Raw genomic sequence first — 15,241 nt, 5'->3', positions numbered from 1 at the left:
GCCCGCGGCGGCCGCACCCGACCGGGTGCGGGTGCCCGGCCCGGCCCCGCCGGCCCACCGGGGGGCGCCGGTACGTCCGGGGGTGCGAAGGCCCCCCCGGGGGGGGGGCCCGCCCCCACCGCCGTACGCGTGCCCGGTCAGCAGGTCGAGTGGAAGAGGCCGGCGACCCGCTCGGTGGCGGCCGGCCGGTTGGAGACCTACACGGCCGGATCCGCCGGCACCGGCACCGGGGGCTGCCACAGCATCAGGTTGCTCATCAGCTCGGCCTGTTCGATCGCGTCGTCCAGGGCGTGATGCGTGTGGCGGCGCCGCGACAGCAGTGCACGGGGCATCCGGCCCTTGACCGCGGCGCGCAGCGGCACCCCCGCCTTCGTCGCGTAGAGGGTCTTCATGTCCAGGCAGCCGGAGTGGCCGAAGGGGCTGTCCGCGCCGAACCGCATCAGGTACCAGTACAGGAAGGTCCAGTCGAAGGACGCCGGATAGCCGCACATCACCGGCTGCGCACCGGCCTCGGCCGACACCTCCCGCACCCAGGTGCGGAACTCGTCCATGGCCGCCGCCGGGTCGGCGCCCTCCCGGACCAGCCGGTCGCGGTCCAGGCCGCTCACCGCCAGCGCCTCGGGCACGAACTCCTCGCCGATGGGACGCAACTCGCGGTAGAAGGTGAGCTGTTCGGGATCGGCGGCCGTATACGAGGCCCCGTCCTGCCGGCCCGCGACCGCGGCCCCGAAGCTGATCATCGAGTAGGGGCCGGGAATGGGTCCGTCGGCCTCGATGTCGACGGAGATGTACAGGCTGGGACGTGCGGTGCGGGCTGCCATGCGCCCGAGGATGCCACCAGCCCGCGCGGCGATCACCCCGTTTTCCGGGGGCCGGGTGCGCGGAATCGACGCCCGGCCCTGCCGGAGGGACCATGGGAAGCGGGGTGCCCCGGACCGAAGGAACGGCCATGTTCGGAAACAGCAGGGCATTCAGCGGATTCGCGGTCGACGACCTGGAGCGGGCCAGGGAGTTCTACGGCTCGACCCTCGGCCTGAACGTCTCGCAGGACGAGGAGATGGGCCTGCTCCGCCTGGACCTCGCGGGCGGGACCACGATCATGGTCTACCCGAAGGAGGACCACCGGCCCGCGAACTACACGATCTTGAACTTCCCCGTGGACGACGTGGAACGGGCCGTCGACGAGCTCACCGCCCGCGGTGTCGCGTTCGAGCGCTACGAGGGCTTCGAGGCGGACGCCAAGGGCATCGTGCACGGCGACGAGGGCATGCCCACCATCGCCTGGTTCAAGGACCCGGCGGGCAACATCCTGTCCGTGCTGAACGGCGGCCCCTGAGGCGTACGCGGCCCTGCCCGCCGGCAGGGCCGCGTACGCCCGTTCACCGGCCCTAGGAGGCCGGGGTCAGGAACATCCCGGTCTGGTCCCCGCCCGCGGTGTTCTTGCAGCTGAAGCCGGAGCTCGCGGGCTGGGCGACGACCAGTGCGAGGCAGCGGCCGGCCGCCAGCTGGCCGAAGTGGTTCGGGTGCATGGACTCCTGGATCAGGCCCTGCGACTCGTTGTTGTCGATCCAGCGCGCCCACTCGCTCGTCTTCGCCGAGGCCGGCACCGTGGAGCTCACCTGCTTGCTCGCCTTGGCGCACACCTCACGGCCCTGCATCATGTCCCGCAGGTCCAGGAACTGCGCCCCCTTGGCCGCGGCGACGCCCTTGATCCGGTTGGCGATCTGCGGCACCAGCGAGTCCCGCGCCCAGTCGGAGTCCCGGTTCCAGAAGGGGCAGCCGCCCGTGTTGAGCCGGCTCCAGTCGCTCTGCGTGTACCGGTTCTCCGCGCCCCGCGGGATCGGCGACGGGTAGGACTGCAGCACGATCCGGTACGAGGAGTCGGCGTACCCGGCCGCGCGCATCACCGCCCGCACCTCGTCCACGGACTTGCCGACCTTGCCCATGACCGCGTCGATCTTCTGGTCGACCCCGTACTGCTGGTCGTCGTAGCAGTACGAGTTCCAGATGACGAAGTCGAGCGCGCAGTCCTTGATGATGTCCGCGAAGCCGAGGTCGTTGCCGCCGATGGACAGCGCGATGACCTTGACGTTGTGGCTCGCGGCCACCGCGGCGAGCTGGTCCGCCTGCGGCGCCTCGCCCTTGAAGGCGACACCGCCGTTGGAGGCGCGGAACACGTTGTCCGAAACCGCCCCCGAGCAGGCCAGATTGACGGCGACGTCGGCGATCGCCCCGGCGCTGCGCACCTCGGCGGAGTCGGAGCGGTGGCACCCGCCGGCCGTGGCCCCGTACACCTTGCCGGGATCGTAGGTGCTGCCGCTGACCCAGCCCCGGTCGGTCCCGTTCCGGCTTCCGGTGTTGGTGAGGGTGTTGCCCTTCCAGCGTCCGGCCTCGCCGGAGATGTAGCTGTCGCCCATCGACACCACGGCGGTGGGTCCGGTCCCGGGGCTGGCCACGGAGGTCCCGGCGCCGCCGGTCACCAGCGCGCCGACGGCGAGCGGCAGGACCAATCCGGCTCCGGCCAGTCGTCGCACCCGACTGCGGTACCGGTCCTTGCTGACGTTGCGGAATCCGATCACTGCGGAACTCCTGTTTTCGGCCATGCCGAAGTCGGCAACGACTCCGTCGCGTGGCTGGGAAAGTGGGGGTACCGCCGGCCGGTGGCATCGGAAAGGTGACACGGGCCCACTTGTTACCGCTAGGTACAGGCAAGTTACGAACGAGTAACGACCGATCGGTCGTTCGGGAGTCCGCTCCTCCTGTTGTGGAACGCAAACGGCTCCGCCCCCGTGCCGTGAAGGTGACGGGGGCGGAGCCGGCGGGTTCGGCCGCTGTGCGTTTCAGCCGAATCCGGGGATCAGCCGACGAGCTGGTCGTACGCGGGGAGCGTGAGGAAGTCCGCGTAGTCCGCGTCCAGGGAGACCTGGAGGAGGAGGTCGTGGGCCTGCTGCCACTTGCCGGCCGCGAAGGCCTCCTCGCCGACCTCGGCGCGGATGGCGGCCAGTTCCTCGGCCGCGAGCTTGCGGGTCAGGTCGGCGGTGGCGGTCTCGCCGTTCTCGAACACCACGCCGGCGTTGATCCACTGCCAGATCTGCGAGCGGGAGATCTCGGCGGTGGCCGCGTCCTCCATCAGGCCGAAGATGCCGACGGCGCCGAGGCCGCGCAGCCAGGCCTCGATGTAGCGGATGCCGACCTGGACCGCGTTGCGCAGGCCCTCGTACGTCGGCTTCGCGTCCAGGGAGTCGATCGCGATGAGCTCGCCCGGGGCCACCGAGACGTCCTCGCGCAGCCGGTCCTTCTGGTTGGGCTTCTCGCCGAGGACCGCGTCGAAGGAGGCCATCGCGATCGGGACCAGGTCGGGGTGGGCGACCCAGGAGCCGTCGAAGCCGTCGCCCGCCTCGCGGTCCTTGTCGGCCTTGACCTTCTCGAAGGCGACCTTGTTGACCTCGGCGTCCTTGCGGGACGGGATGAAGGCCGCCATGCCGCCGATGGCGTGCGCGCCGCGCTTGTGGCAGGTGCGGACCAGCAGTTCGGTGTACGCCCGCATGAACGGGGCGGTCATCGTCACCGCGTTGCGGTCCGGCAGGACGAACTTCTCGCCGCCGTCACGGAAGTTCTTCACGATGGAGAAGAGGTAGTCCCAGCGGCCCGCGTTCAGGCCCGCCGCGTGGTCGCGCAGCTCGTAGAGGATCTCCTCCATCTCGTACGCGGCGGTGATCGTCTCGATGAGGACGGTGGCGCGGACGGTGCCCTGCGGGATGCCGACGTAGTCCTGGGCGAAGACGAAGATCTCGTTCCAGAGGCGCGCCTCCAGGTGCGACTCCGTCTTCGGCAGGTAGAAGTACGGGCCCTTGCCGAGGTCGATCAGGCGCTTCGCGTTGTGGAAGAAGTACAGGCCGAAGTCCACGAGCGAGCCGGAGGCCGGGCCGCCCTCGAACCGCAGGTGGCGCTCCTCCAGGTGCCAGCCGCGCGGCCGCATCACGACGGTGGCGAGCTGGTCGGCGGGCTTCAGGGCGTACGCCTTGCCCGTGCGCGGGTCGGTGAAGTCGATGCGGCGCTCGTAGGCGTCGATGAGATTGAGCTGGCCGAGGACGACGTTCTCCCAGGTGGGAGCGGAGGCGTCCTCGAAGTCGGCGAGCCAGACCCTGGCGCCCGAGTTCAGGGCGTTGATGGTCATCTTGCGGTCCGTCGGACCGGTGATCTCCACACGACGGTCGTTCAGCGCGGCCGGGGCCGGCGCAACCTTCCAGTCGCCCTCGCGGACCTGTGCGGTGTCCGGGAGGAAGTCGAGGGTGGAGGTCCGGGCGATCTCGGCACGGCGCTCGGCGCGGCGGGCGAGGAGCTCGGCGCGGCGGGGGGCGAACCGCCGGTGGAGCTCGGCCACGAAGGCGAGAGCCGCTTCGGTGAGGACTTCGTCCTGCCGGGGCAGGGGCTCGGCGTCGACGATGGCCAGCGGGGACGGCGCTGGTGCGGACATATCTGTCACTCCTTCAGCGGCGGTGCCTGGCGGCCGCGGGGGAATGCTCGCGCGAGACGGCACGCAGTGTCGTCGGGTGTGGAGAGTTCCGGAATACGGTCGCGGGCGCCGTCTGGGGGTTCAGGGCGCTTCTGACCAGTGGATAGTAATTTCCTCATGGTGGAAGTTCAATGGTTTGTTGATATCGAGATTCTCTGAGTCGACAGATTCCACTTCTCGGTGGCCCTCAGTGCCATCGCCGTCACACCGTGCTCAGAGGAGACGTACCAGGTCGGGCGGGGTGTCGATGTCGAAGGCCTCCGCGATGTCCGAGCACTCCACCAGCATGAGCTCTTCGGCGTGTCGTGCGAGGTGCACCCGCGCGCCCTTGTCGCCCGTCGCGGTCGCCGCGATGTCCGCCCAGCGGTCCGCCCCGAACAGCACCGGGTGGCCGCGCTCCCCGCCGTAGGCCGCCGCCACCAGGCTCGCGGGGGAGCGGTAGGCCTCCCGGACCCGGGCCACGGCCGCCGGGCCGATGCCCGGCTGGTCCACCAGCGAGACCAGGGCGGCGCGGGCGCCCGTACCGGCCAGCGAGGTCAGTCCGACCCGCAGGGAGGAGCCCATCCCCTCCGCCCAGTCCGGGTTGTCCACGACCACGCAGCCGGTCAGGTCGGCCCGCTCGCGGACCTCGGAGGCCGAGGCGCCGAGCACCACGTGCACCGGGCCGCAGCCCGCCTCGCGCAGGACCCGTACGGCGTTCTCGACGAGCGGGCGGCCGCGGTAAGGGAGCAGGGCCTTGGGCCGCCCGCCGAGCCGGCGGCCGCCGCCGGCCGCCAGGAGCAGGCCCGCGATCACGGGCGCAGCGGAGGGGGCGTCGGAATCGGAGGGGGCGTCGGAATCGGACGGGGAGTCGACTGGCATGCCACCGATTCTCGCTCCTGTGCGGAATCCCGTGAGCGCCGCGTCAGAGTGCGGCGTACGGAGTCCAGTGCGGCCCCGATGCGCAGCGGCCGGGCGACCCGGTTCTCGGCGGCAGCCAGCAGGGCACGTTCGTCACGGTCGGTGAGCATCTCGCCGTCTCCTTGCCAATCGGGGGCCAATACGGCGAGTCTGGTCCTCGATTGGCCTGGCCGTCAGAGCCAATCAGGGGAGGTTGGCATGGCAAACGGGCGAGTGGTCCAGACAGCGGACAGGACCATCGGCAGTCGGCAGCTCGCCGCCCTGCTGCCCGCGGAGGTCCTGGCCCGCCCCGGCTACCGGGCGCTCGCCGACGCCGTCCGCACGCTGATCCTCGACGGCCGGATCGCCCTGCACGTCAGGCTGCCCGCCGAACGCGAACTCGCCGAGGCCGTCGGCGCCAGCCGGGCCACCGTCACCGGCGCCTACGACCTGCTGCGCGAGAGCGGCTACGTCCGCAGCCGGCGCGGCTCCGGCACCTGGACCGAACTCCCCGACGGCCACCGCCCGGTCGGAGCCCATGCCCTCGTCGGCGCCGGCGGCTACAGCGCCGACGGCGAGCCCGGCATCGACCTCGCCATCGCCGCCATGGGCGCCCCGGAGGGCAGCCTCGCCGAGGCCTTCGCCTGGGCGGCGCCGCGCCTGCCCCGGCTCGCCCGCAGCCCCGGCTACCACCCGTTCGGCCTGCCCGACCTGCGGACCGCCGTCGCCGAGCGGTTCACCCGCCGCGGACTGCCCACGCGCCCCGAGCAGATCCTGCTCACCTCCGGCGCCCAGCAGGCCTTCAGCCTGGTCGTCAGCCTGCTCTGCCGGACCGGCGACCGGGTCGTCACCGAGAACCCCACCTACGCCAACGCCCTCGACGCCCTGCGCCACGCACGGCTGCGCACCGGTTCCATCGCCGTCTCCGACGCGGGCTGGGACATGGAGATCGCCGAGTCCACCCTGCGCCAGACCGTGCCGAGGATGGCGTACGTGATCCCCGACTTCCACAACCCGACGGGCGCGCTGATGCCGCCGGAGCAGCGGCTGCGGCTGCTCGCGGCGACCCGTGCGACAGGGACCTGGCTGGTGGTCGACGAAACCATCGCCGACATCGCGCTGGACGTGCCCGCGCCCGCGCCGCTCGCCTCCCTCGCGCCGCGCGGCGGCGCCGACCACGTGATCACCATCGGCTCGCTCAGCAAGACGCACTGGGGCGGCCTGCGCGTGGGCTGGGTCCGGGCCGGCGCGAAGATGATCGCCGAGCTGACCGCGGTACGGGTCTCGGCCGACATGACCGGCTCGGTCCTCGACCAGCTGGTCGCGCTCCCGCTGATGGCCGACATGGACCGGGCCCTGCCCGCACGCCTCGCCCAGTTGCGGATCCAGCGCGAGGCCCTGGTCCAGGCCCTCCAGCGGCACACGCCCGAATGGTCCTGGCAGGTCCCGCCGGGCGGGCTCTCGCTCTGGGTCGACCTGGGCGAGGCGGTCAGCTCCGCCCTGGCCGAGCGCGCCGCGGCCGCCGGCGTGCACATCGGCCGCGGCGCCCGCTTCGGAGTGGACCCGGGCACCTTCGAACACCGGCTCCGGATCCCCTACACGCTCTCCCCGGACCGCCTGGACGAGGGCGTGCGCCGCCTCGCGAGCGCCTTCCACGACGGCATCCCGCTGCCGTCGGCGGTGGACCGCCCGCACTGGGTGGCCTGAGCCGCGCGGTCCGGCGGGCCGGCGGTCCGGGTAGACCGTGCCGCGCGGCTCAGCTGTGCCGCAACTCGCCCCAGGTCGCGGCGTCCACCGCGCCGGTCACGGGGATCCCCCGCACGCCCTGGAAGTGCCGCGTGGCCGATGCGGCGTCCGGACCGAAGACGCCTTCGGGCTCCTCCTCCGTCGTCCGCAGCCCCGTCCAGAAGTTCAGCAGGCACTGTGCCTCCCGCACCGTCCTGCCCGTGCTGCCGACCTGAACCGTGGGCGGTGGCGTGCGGTTGTCGAAGCCGCAGCTCAGGCCGGTGATGTCGGGCTCGTCGGCCGCGGCCGCCGCTGCCGGGACGGCCGTGAGGGCGCTGCCGCCGATCAGGAGGGAGGCGATCAGTGCGGCCCGGGCCGCGGTGCGTGTCGGTAAGGAGTTCATGGTCCAGACCTTAATGATCACTACGGCGCGGAAGAACCGATATTCGGGCCACGCCGTCACGGAGTCCGGATCAGGCGGCGGGTGGCGGCGGCCGCGACCGCCGAGGTGCGGGAGTCGACGCCGAGCTTGGCGTAGATGTGCACCAGGTGGGACTTGACCGTGGCCTGGCTGAGGAAGAGCTTCTTGGAGATCTGCTGGTTCGACAGGCCGTCCGCGACCAGCTGCAGCACCTCCAGCTCCCGCTTCGTCAGCGCCTCCGCCGGGGTCCGCATCCGGTCCATCAGCCGCAGCGCCACCGCCGGGGCCAGCGCCGACTGGCCCGCGGCGGCCGTCCGCACGGCCGCCGCCAGTTCCTCCGGCGGGGCGTCCTTGAGCAGGTAGCCCGAGGCGCCCGCCTCCACCGCCGCCAGGATGTCCGCGTCCGTGTCGTACGTGGTCAGGACAAGCACCCGGGGGGAGTCCGGGCGGGCGGTGATCAAGGCTGTCGCCTCGGAGCCGTGCATGCCGGGCCCCGGCCCGAACTGGAGGTCCATCAGCACCACGTCCACCGGCTCCGAGCCGGCCAGCTCCACCGCCCGCTCGGCGGTCGCCGCCTCGGCCACCACCGCGAAGTCCGCCTCCGTGTCGAGTACCGCGCGCAGTCCCGCCCGGACCACCGGATGGTCGTCGGCGAGCAGCAGCCGGATCGTCATCGTCAGACCTCCAGGGGCAGCGGCAGGGTGACGGCCACGGCGGTGCCCTGGCCCGGGGCGGACTCCACGGTGAACAGCCCGCCCAGCGTCTCGGCGCGCGAGCGCATCGCGGGCAGCCCGAAGCCGCCGTCACCGGAGGCCGACGCGGCGGAGGGAGGGTCGAAGCCCTGCCCGTCGTCGACGATGTCCAGCGTGACCGAGGCGTCCATGAAGGTCAGGGTGATCTCGGCGCGCCCGGCCCGCGCGTGCCGCACCACATTGGCCAGCGCCGACTGCGCGATCCGCAGCAGCGCCACCTCGTACGGAGTGGGCAGCACCCGCGGGCCGCCGCTCAGCGAGAACCGCACCCGCGGCCCCGGCACCCCCGCGCACAGCCGTTCCAGCGCGGCGGCGAGCGACCCGTGCTCCAGGTCCGGCGGGGTCAGGGCCCGTACGAAGCGGCGCGCCTCGGCGAGGTTCTCCTGGGCGGCCTCCCGGGCCCGGGCGATGTGCTCCAGCGCCGGAGCCTCCTCGGGCAGCGCCCGCTCGGCGGCCCGCAGCAGCAGCTGGATGGAGGACAGCCCCTGGGCGAGGGTGTCGTGGATCTCCCGGGCGAGCCGCTCCCGCTCGGCCAGGATCCCGGCGCCCCGCTCGGCCGCGGCCAGCTCGGCCCGGGTGGTGATGAGCTCCTCGATCAGCTCGCGGCGGCGCTCGCTCTCGCGGTACAGCGCCTGGTAGCCCAGTACGGTCGCCACCGCCACGGCCCCGCCCAGCAGCGGCCCCAGGAAGGCCCCCGGGGTCGCCGCGCTGCTGTGCGCGAGGAACCCGCCGATGGCCGCGCAGGCGGTCAGCGCGACGGCCGCGACGCCCCAGCGCAGCCGCAGCAGGTGCAGCTCCAGGAAGTACAGCGGGAAGGCGATCCACAGCCCGTCGGGGGAGACCACCAGCAGCGCCGCCCAGGCCGCGCCGAGCCCGGCCAGCCACACCGCCCCGGCGCGCGGCGAGCTGTGCACGGCGGGGGCCCGTACGCCGCCCGCGTAGACGGCGGCCAGCACCGCGCAGGCGGCGATCACCCAGCCGGCGCGGGGCGCGGAGTCGGTCACGGCCCGCCCGGCGGCGAGCGCGAGCAGCCCGAAGAGCAGCGCGTGCAGGCACAGCCGCAGCACCTTCGACACCGGGGTGAGGGCGCGGGAGACGGGGAGGCGGGAAACGGCGGGAAGGGGGGCAGCGGCAGCAGTCATGACCGGACCAGCGTAAGTCGGGCCCGGCCGGCCCCGGTCAACCGAAAGTTTGATGTACCGGTGCGCCCTTCGATACGAGGATCTCTACTGTGGCGCGATGCCTTGTGTCCACGCGGAACACCAAGGTGGGGAACATGTTCGTCGCATGGAGAGATCTACGGTTCGCCAACGGACGCTTCGCCCTGATGGGGTCGGTCGTCCTGCTGATCACGCTGCTGGTCGGCCTGCTGTCCGGGCTCACCTCCGGCCTGGCCCGGGAGAACATCTCGGCCATCACCGGCCTGCCCGCCTCGCACCTGGCCTTCGCCGCGCCCGCCGGGGACCAGAAGGTGTCCTTCACCAACTCCCAGGTCCCCGAGTCCGCCTGGCTGGCCTGGCGCAAGCAGCCCGGGGTGACCGCGGCGGAGCCGCTCGGCATCCGCACCACCAACGCCGTCTCGGGTGAGCGCACCGCGGCCGTCTCGGTCTTCGGCGTGGACCCCGCCGGCCGGCTCGGGCCGCGGAACGCCGGCCTCACCCAGGGGCAGGTGGTCCTCGCCGAGAAGGCCGCGAAGGAACTCGGCGGCCTCACCGCGGGCGCCAAGCTCAAGATCGGCCCGCTGGAGCTGACCGTGGCCGCCGTCTCCGGGACCGCCGCCTACAGCCACACCCCGGTGGTCTGGATGGACCTCAACGACTGGCAGCGCATCGGCAACCCCGGCACCTCCATCGACACCCTCGCCACCGTCGTCGCCGTGTCCGGCAGCGGCCTGGACCTCGCGGCCGCCGACGGGGCCGCCGCGACCAAGGCCCAGACCGTCGACGAGGCCCTGGGCGCCATAGGCTCGTACCAGGCCGAGAACGGCTCCCTCCAGCTGATGCGCGGCTTCCTCTTCGCCATCTCCGCCCTGGTGATAGGGGCCTTCTTCACGGTGTGGACCATCCAGCGCAGCGGCGACATCGCCGTCCTGAAGGCACTGGGTGCCTCCACCCCGTACCTGCTGAAGGACGCCCTCGGCCAGGCCGTGGTGATGCTCGCCATCGGGACCGGGACGGGCACCGCGCTGGCCGCCGGCTTCGGCGCGCTGATCAGCGGCGGGAACGTGCCCTTCGTGCTCGACGCCGCCACCGTCCTCGTCCCCGCCGCGATCATGATCGTGCTGGGCGCGCTGGGCGCGGCCCTGTCCATCCGGCGGATCACCGCCGTCGACCCGCTGACCGCCCTCGGGAGCGCCCGATGACCCTGCTCGTCCACGACGTCACGCTCACCTACCCCGACGGCGAGAGCCGGCTCACCGCCCTGGACGCGGTCCGCCTGGAGGTGCCCGCCGGCACGCTGACGGCGGTGATCGGACCCTCCGGCTCCGGCAAGTCCAGCCTGCTCGCGGTCGCCGCCACCCTGGTCACCCCGGACTCCGGCCGGGTCGTCGTCGCAGGCCGGGACACGGCGGGCCTCGGCGCCGCCGAGAAGTCGGCCCTGCGCCGGGAGAAGATAGGCATCGTCTTCCAGCAGCCGAACCTGCTGGCCTCGTTGACCGCCGCCGAACAGCTCCAGGTGATGGCGCACCTCTCCGGGCGGCCCGCCAAGGCCCTGCGCCGCCGCGCGCTGGAGCTGCTGGACGCGGTGGGGCTGGCGGACAAGGCCGACAAGCGGCCGCACCAGCTCTCCGGGGGCCAGCGCCAGCGGATCAACATCGCGCGCGCCCTGATGAACGAGCCCGCCGTGCTGCTGGTCGACGAGCCGACCAGCGCCCTGGACCACGAGCGCGGCGCGGCCGTGCTCGACCTGCTGGTCACGCTGACCCGCGAGCGCTCGACCGCCACGGTGGTGGTCACCCACGACCACGCCCACCTGGAGCGGATGGACCGTACGGCGACGATGGCCGACGGCCGCCTGACGCCGCTCCCGGAGCCGGGCGCCGAACCGGGCGCCCTGAGCGGCGTACGGGCCTCCTGAGCGGCGTACGAGGGCCCGCACGCCCTCACGTACGCCCTGCACGCCCCCACGCTGGCGCCGAACGCGAAGGCCCCGGCCGTTCCTCGCTCCGAGGGACGGCCGGGGCCTTTGCGTACGGGCGCGTACCGCCTAGGCCGGGGTCTGGTTGGACAGGGCCACCGACAGCTCGGCGGCGACGCCCTGCAGGATCGGCACGAAGGACTCGGCCACGGCCTCGGTGACCCGGCCCGCCGGGCCCGAGATGGAGATCGCGGCGGCGGTCGGCGAGTTCGGCACCGAGACGGCGAGGCAGCGGACTCCTATCTCCTGCTCGTTGTCGTCGACCGCGTAGCCCACCTTGCGGACGTGCTCCAGCGCGTCGAGGAAGCCCTCGGGCGTGGTGATGGTCTTCTCGGTCGCCGCCGGCATGCCGGTGCGCGCGAGGAGGGCGCGTACCTCGTCGGCGGGGGTGTAGGCCAGGAGCGCCTTGCCCACGCCGGTGGAGTGCGGCAGCACCCGGCGGCCGACCTCGGTGAACATGCGCATGGAGTGCTTGGAGGGCACCTGGGCGACGTAGACGATCTCGTCCCCGTCGAGCAGGGCCATGTTCGCCGTCTCGCCGGTCTCCTCGACCAGGCGGGCGAGGTAGGGGCGGGCCCAGGTGCCCAGCAGCCGCGACGCGGACTCGCCGAGGCGGATCAGACGCGGGCCGAGGGAGTACCGTCGATTGGTCTGCTGGCGGACGTAACCGCACGCCACCAGCGTGCGCATCAGGCGGTGGATCGTGGGCAGGGGCAGACCACTGGCGGCGGAGAGCTCGCTGAGGCCGACCTCGCCCCCGGCATCGGCCATGCGTTCGAGCAGATCGAAGGCGCGCTCAAGGGACTGGACGCCACCGCTGGCGGCAGGGGTCTTTGAGGAAGCGTCGGTGGTGCTGGCGCTGGACGTCGGCACGGCGCGGTCCTTTCGGTGCTGGCAGGCAAGGGAGCAGCCTACCCGGCGGTCGGCGTCGGTCCCAGTGCTGGGGTCGGGGCCGTCGCCGCCGGTCAGAGGCGGTTTGTCCGGGTGGCGGACATCCTCGGGAAGTTACCTGCCCGGTTCCCGGTGGTGGTAGCTACATTCTGGATAGTGAAATCTTAATTCCATCCTGTGGAAACATCCAATTGCGGTCCCGGTGTGTCAGTGGTCCGTCCGGGCACTCTTGACTGCTCCCGGATCGCCGTGAAGACTCCGTCAACAGAACGTTGAATTTCGCTCTGTGGAAGTAGATGGGGAGGTTCCGGTGGCCGACGTGGCTGTGGAACTGGTACTGCGCTCGACGCGCGTCATCACCCCCGAGGGGACGCGCGCCGCCTCGGTGGCCGTCGCCGGCGGGAAGATCACGGCCGTGCTGGCGTACGAGGCCGAGGTACCGGCCGGAGCCCGGCTGGAGGACTTCGGCGACGACGTCCTGCTCCCCGGCCTGGTCGACACCCACGTCCACGTGAACGACCCGGGCCGCACCGAGTGGGAGGGCTTCTGGACGGCCACCCGCGCCGCGGCGGCCGGCGGCATCACCACGATCCTCGACATGCCGCTGAACTCCCTGCCGCCGACCACCACGACCGACAACCTGCGCGTCAAGCAGGAGGTCGCCCGCGCCAAGGCGCACGTGGACGTCGGCTTCTGGGGCGGCGCCCTGCCCGACAACGTCAAGGACCTGCGCCCGCTGCACGACGCGGGCGTCTACGGCTTCAAGTGCTTCCTGTCGCCCTCGGGCGTGGACGAGTTCCCCGAGCTCGACCAGGAGCAGCTGGCCACCTCCCTCGCCGAGATCACCGGCTTCGGCGGCCTGCTGATCGTGCACGCCGAGGACCCGCACCACCTCGACGCCGCCCCGGTCGTCCCCGGCCCCAAGTACGCCGACTTCCTCGCGTCCCGCCCGCGCGACGCCGAGAACACCGCGATCGGCAACCTGATCGCCCAGGCGAAGCGGCTGAACGCGCGCGTTCACGTACTGCACCTGTCGTCCTCCGACGCGCTGCCGCTGATCGCCGCCGCCAAGGCCGAGGGCGTCAAGATCACCGTCGAGTCCTGTCCGCACTACCTCACCCTCACGGCCGAGGAAGTGCCCGACGGCGCCAGCGAGTTCAAGTGCTGCCCGCCCATCCGCGAGGCCGCCAACCAGGACCTCCTGTGGGACGCGCTCGCGGACGGCACCATCGACTGCATCGTCTCCGACCACTCGCCCTCCACCGCGGACCTGAAGACGAGCGACTTCTCCACCGCGTGGGGCGGCATCTCCTCCCTCCAGCTGGGCCTGCCCGCCATCTGGACCGAGGCGCGCCGCCGCGGCCGGACCCTGGAGGACGTCGTGCGCTGGATGTCCGCGGCCCCGGCCGCGCTGGCCGGCCTGGCGCAGAAGGGCGCGATCGAGGCCGGCCGTGACGCCGACTTTGCCGTGCTCGCCCCCGAAGAAACGTTCACCGTGGACCCGGCCGAACTCCACCACCGCAACCGGGTCACGGCGTACGCGGGCAAGACCCTGCACGGCGTCGTGAAGTCCACCTGGCTGCGCGGTACGCAGATCGCCGACCACGGCACCCCGACCGAGCCCACGGGCCTCCTCCTCGAAAGGCAGAACTGACAGTGGCGATTCCCTCTTTCACCGGCAACGCGAACCCGTACGGAGGCGGCGACCCGTACGCGGACTACCGCACCGCGGACTTCCCGTTCACCCAGTACGCGAACCTCGCCGCCCGTGAGCTGGGCGCCGGCGTCATCGCTGCCAACGACGAGTTCTTCGCCCAGCGCGAGAACCTCCTCATCGCCGAGGCCGCGCACTTCGACCCCGAGCACTTCGGCCACAAGGGCAAGATCATGGACGGCTGGGAGACCCGCCGCCGCCGCGGCGTCTCCGCCACCCAGCCCTGGCCGACCGCCGAGGACCACGACTGGGCGCTCGTCCGCCTCGGCGCGCCCGGCGTCATCCGCGGCATCGTCGTCGACACCGCCCACTTCCGCGGCAACATGCCGCAGGCCGTCTCCATCGAGGGCGCCTCGGTCGACGGCGCGCCGACCCCGGAAGAGCTCCTCGGCGACGACGTGAAGTGGACCACCCTGGTCCCGCGCACCGCGGTCGGCGGCCACGCGGCCAACGGCTTCGAGGTGAGCGCCGAGCAGCGCTTCACGCACCTGCGCGTCAACCAGCACCCCGACGGCGGCATCGCCCGCCTGCGCGTCTACGGCGAGGTCCTGCCCGACCCGAAGTGGCTCGCCGCGCTCGGCTCGTTCGACGTGGTGGCCCTGGAGAACGGCGGCTCCGTCCAGGACGCCTCCAACCGCTTCTACTCCCCGCCGACCAACACCATCAACCCGGGCCGCTCCCGCAAGATGGACGACGGCTGGGAGACCGCCCGCCGCCGCGACAACGGCAACGACTGGATCCGCTACCAGCTCGTCACCGAGTCCGAGATCCGCGCCGTCGAGATCGACACCGCGTACCTCAAGGGCAACTCGGCAGGCTGGGCCTCCCTCTCCGTCAAGACGGGCGAGGAGGGCGAGTGGACCGAGTTCCTGCCGCGCACCCGCCTGCAGCCCGACACCAACCACCGGTTCGTCCTGGACGCCCCGGCGGTCGGCACCCACGTACGGATCGACATCTTCCCCGACGGCGGCTTCTCCCGCCTGCGCCTGTACGGCTCCCTGACGGAGACCGGCGAGGCCGCGCTGACCGCCCGTCACCAGGAGCTGGGCGGCTGACGCCACCCGATCGACCGCCCCGGGAGCCGACACTCCCGGGGTCGTGCACGGCCCGAGGGGCGCACCGCGACGCGGTGCGCCCCTCTGCGGGTAGGGCACAGTGGAGCGCGGCGGCTCCGCCCGGGGCCGGCCGTGACGGACAGGAGCAGG

Annotated in this window: 14 protein-coding genes; 6 read left to right on the top strand and 8 right to left on the bottom strand. The window is 72.5% G+C overall.

Annotation, left to right across the window (positions count from 1 at the left end; genetic code table 11):
- Positions 1-197: 197 nt before the first annotated feature.
- Positions 198-821, bottom strand: a complete 624-nt coding sequence (locus ACFYZ4_RS38780) for a 3'-5' exoribonuclease domain-containing protein (protein WP_351287128.1) — start codon at positions 819-821, stop codon at positions 198-200.
- Positions 822-949: 128 nt separating this feature from the next.
- On the opposite strand from ACFYZ4_RS38780, the gene ACFYZ4_RS38775 reads away from it, so the two are divergent.
- On the top strand, positions 950-1,336 hold the full coding sequence (locus ACFYZ4_RS38775; RefSeq protein ID WP_390786207.1) for a VOC family protein: 387 nt from the start codon (positions 950-952) through the stop codon (positions 1,334-1,336).
- Between the two features lie 52 nt (positions 1,337-1,388).
- On the opposite strand, the gene ACFYZ4_RS38770 is transcribed toward ACFYZ4_RS38775, so the two are convergent.
- The 3 genes from ACFYZ4_RS38770 to ACFYZ4_RS38760 form a co-directional block, all read right to left on the bottom strand.
- On the bottom strand, positions 1,389-2,579 hold the full coding sequence (locus ACFYZ4_RS38770; protein WP_351287131.1) for a GDSL-type esterase/lipase family protein: 1,191 nt from the start codon (positions 2,577-2,579) through the stop codon (positions 1,389-1,391).
- Positions 2,580-2,857: 278 nt separating this feature from the next.
- Positions 2,858-4,477, bottom strand: coding sequence for a malate synthase A (gene aceB / locus ACFYZ4_RS38765; RefSeq protein ID WP_351287133.1), 1,620 nt, complete (start codon positions 4,475-4,477; stop codon positions 2,858-2,860).
- A 252-nt stretch (positions 4,478-4,729) separates the two neighbouring features.
- On the bottom strand, positions 4,730-5,377 hold the full coding sequence (locus tag ACFYZ4_RS38760; RefSeq protein WP_351287134.1) for a nucleotidyltransferase family protein: 648 nt from the start codon (positions 5,375-5,377) through the stop codon (positions 4,730-4,732).
- A 237-nt stretch (positions 5,378-5,614) separates the two neighbouring features.
- Between ACFYZ4_RS38760 and ACFYZ4_RS38755 the strand changes: the two genes are divergently transcribed.
- A complete protein-coding gene (locus ACFYZ4_RS38755; RefSeq protein ID WP_351287136.1) occupies positions 5,615-7,102 on the top strand; it encodes a PLP-dependent aminotransferase family protein in 1,488 nt (495 codons plus the stop codon).
- Positions 7,103-7,151: 49 nt separating this feature from the next.
- Here the strand turns inward: ACFYZ4_RS38755 and ACFYZ4_RS38750 are convergent, their stop codons facing one another.
- The 3 genes from ACFYZ4_RS38750 to ACFYZ4_RS38740 are packed head-to-tail and all read right to left on the bottom strand — an operon-like array spanning position 7,152 to position 9,435.
- A complete protein-coding gene (locus ACFYZ4_RS38750) occupies positions 7,152-7,523 on the bottom strand; it encodes a peptidoglycan-binding domain-containing protein (protein ID WP_351287137.1) in 372 nt (123 codons plus the stop codon).
- A gap of 56 nt (positions 7,524-7,579) precedes the next feature.
- On the bottom strand, positions 7,580-8,215 hold the full coding sequence (locus ACFYZ4_RS38745) for a response regulator transcription factor (protein ID WP_351287139.1): 636 nt from the start codon (positions 8,213-8,215) through the stop codon (positions 7,580-7,582).
- 2 nt (positions 8,216-8,217) lie between these two features.
- Complete coding sequence (locus ACFYZ4_RS38740; protein ID WP_351287140.1) at positions 8,218-9,435, bottom strand: sensor histidine kinase; 1,218 nt, start codon at positions 9,433-9,435, stop codon at positions 8,218-8,220.
- Between the two features lie 134 nt (positions 9,436-9,569).
- On the opposite strand from ACFYZ4_RS38740, the gene ACFYZ4_RS38735 reads away from it, so the two are divergent.
- A complete protein-coding gene (locus ACFYZ4_RS38735; RefSeq protein ID WP_351287142.1) occupies positions 9,570-10,655 on the top strand; it encodes an ABC transporter permease in 1,086 nt (361 codons plus the stop codon).
- On the top strand, positions 10,652-11,371 hold the full coding sequence (locus tag ACFYZ4_RS38730) for an ABC transporter ATP-binding protein (protein ID WP_351287143.1): 720 nt from the start codon (positions 10,652-10,654) through the stop codon (positions 11,369-11,371). The genes ACFYZ4_RS38735 and ACFYZ4_RS38730 overlap by 4 nt, the downstream gene beginning before the upstream one ends.
- A gap of 129 nt (positions 11,372-11,500) precedes the next feature.
- Here ACFYZ4_RS38730 and ACFYZ4_RS38725 read toward each other — a convergent pair whose 3' ends face one another.
- Complete coding sequence (locus ACFYZ4_RS38725) at positions 11,501-12,304, bottom strand: IclR family transcriptional regulator (protein ID WP_351287145.1); 804 nt, start codon at positions 12,302-12,304, stop codon at positions 11,501-11,503.
- A 337-nt stretch (positions 12,305-12,641) separates the two neighbouring features.
- Between ACFYZ4_RS38725 and allB the strand changes: the two genes are divergently transcribed.
- Together allB and alc are read left to right on the top strand one after the other, a co-directional pair.
- Complete coding sequence (gene allB, locus ACFYZ4_RS38720; protein ID WP_390786210.1) at positions 12,642-13,976, top strand: allantoinase AllB; 1,335 nt, start codon at positions 12,642-12,644, stop codon at positions 13,974-13,976.
- A gap of 2 nt (positions 13,977-13,978) precedes the next feature.
- Complete coding sequence (gene alc / locus ACFYZ4_RS38715) at positions 13,979-15,091, top strand: allantoicase (protein WP_351592131.1); 1,113 nt, start codon at positions 13,979-13,981, stop codon at positions 15,089-15,091.
- The last annotated feature ends 150 nt before the right edge of the window (positions 15,092-15,241 follow it).

It is taken from the genome of Streptomyces sp. NPDC001513 (assembly GCF_042894695.1).
In the GTDB taxonomy this organism is placed as follows: Bacteria; Actinomycetota; Actinomycetes; order Streptomycetales; family Streptomycetaceae; genus Streptomyces.
The sequence above is the reverse complement of the archived record's forward strand: the minus strand, read 5'-3'. Positions and strand labels throughout refer to the sequence as shown.

What these genes read in the sequence shown, in the direction of transcription:
- ACFYZ4_RS38780 (WP_351287128.1), bottom strand. Translation starts at nt 821, where the DNA reads ATGGCAGCCCGCACCGCACGTCCCAGCCTGTACATCTCCGTCGACATC.
- ACFYZ4_RS38775 (WP_390786207.1), top strand. Translation starts at nt 950, where the DNA reads ATGTTCGGAAACAGCAGGGCATTCAGCGGATTCGCGGTCGACGACCTG.
- aceB (WP_351287133.1), bottom strand. Translation starts at nt 4,477, where the DNA reads ATGTCCGCACCAGCGCCGTCCCCGCTGGCCATCGTCGACGCCGAGCCC.
- ACFYZ4_RS38760 (WP_351287134.1), bottom strand. Translation starts at nt 5,377, where the DNA reads ATGCCAGTCGACTCCCCGTCCGATTCCGACGCCCCCTCCGATTCCGAC.
- ACFYZ4_RS38755 (WP_351287136.1), top strand. Translation starts at nt 5,615, where the DNA reads ATGGCAAACGGGCGAGTGGTCCAGACAGCGGACAGGACCATCGGCAGT.
- ACFYZ4_RS38750 (WP_351287137.1), bottom strand. Translation starts at nt 7,523, where the DNA reads ATGAACTCCTTACCGACACGCACCGCGGCCCGGGCCGCACTGATCGCC.
- ACFYZ4_RS38745 (WP_351287139.1), bottom strand. Translation starts at nt 8,215, where the DNA reads ATGACGATCCGGCTGCTGCTCGCCGACGACCATCCGGTGGTCCGGGCG.
- ACFYZ4_RS38740 (WP_351287140.1), bottom strand. Translation starts at nt 9,435, where the DNA reads ATGACTGCTGCCGCTGCCCCCCTTCCCGCCGTTTCCCGCCTCCCCGTC.
- ACFYZ4_RS38735 (WP_351287142.1), top strand. Translation starts at nt 9,570, where the DNA reads ATGTTCGTCGCATGGAGAGATCTACGGTTCGCCAACGGACGCTTCGCC.
- ACFYZ4_RS38730 (WP_351287143.1), top strand. Translation starts at nt 10,652, where the DNA reads ATGACCCTGCTCGTCCACGACGTCACGCTCACCTACCCCGACGGCGAG.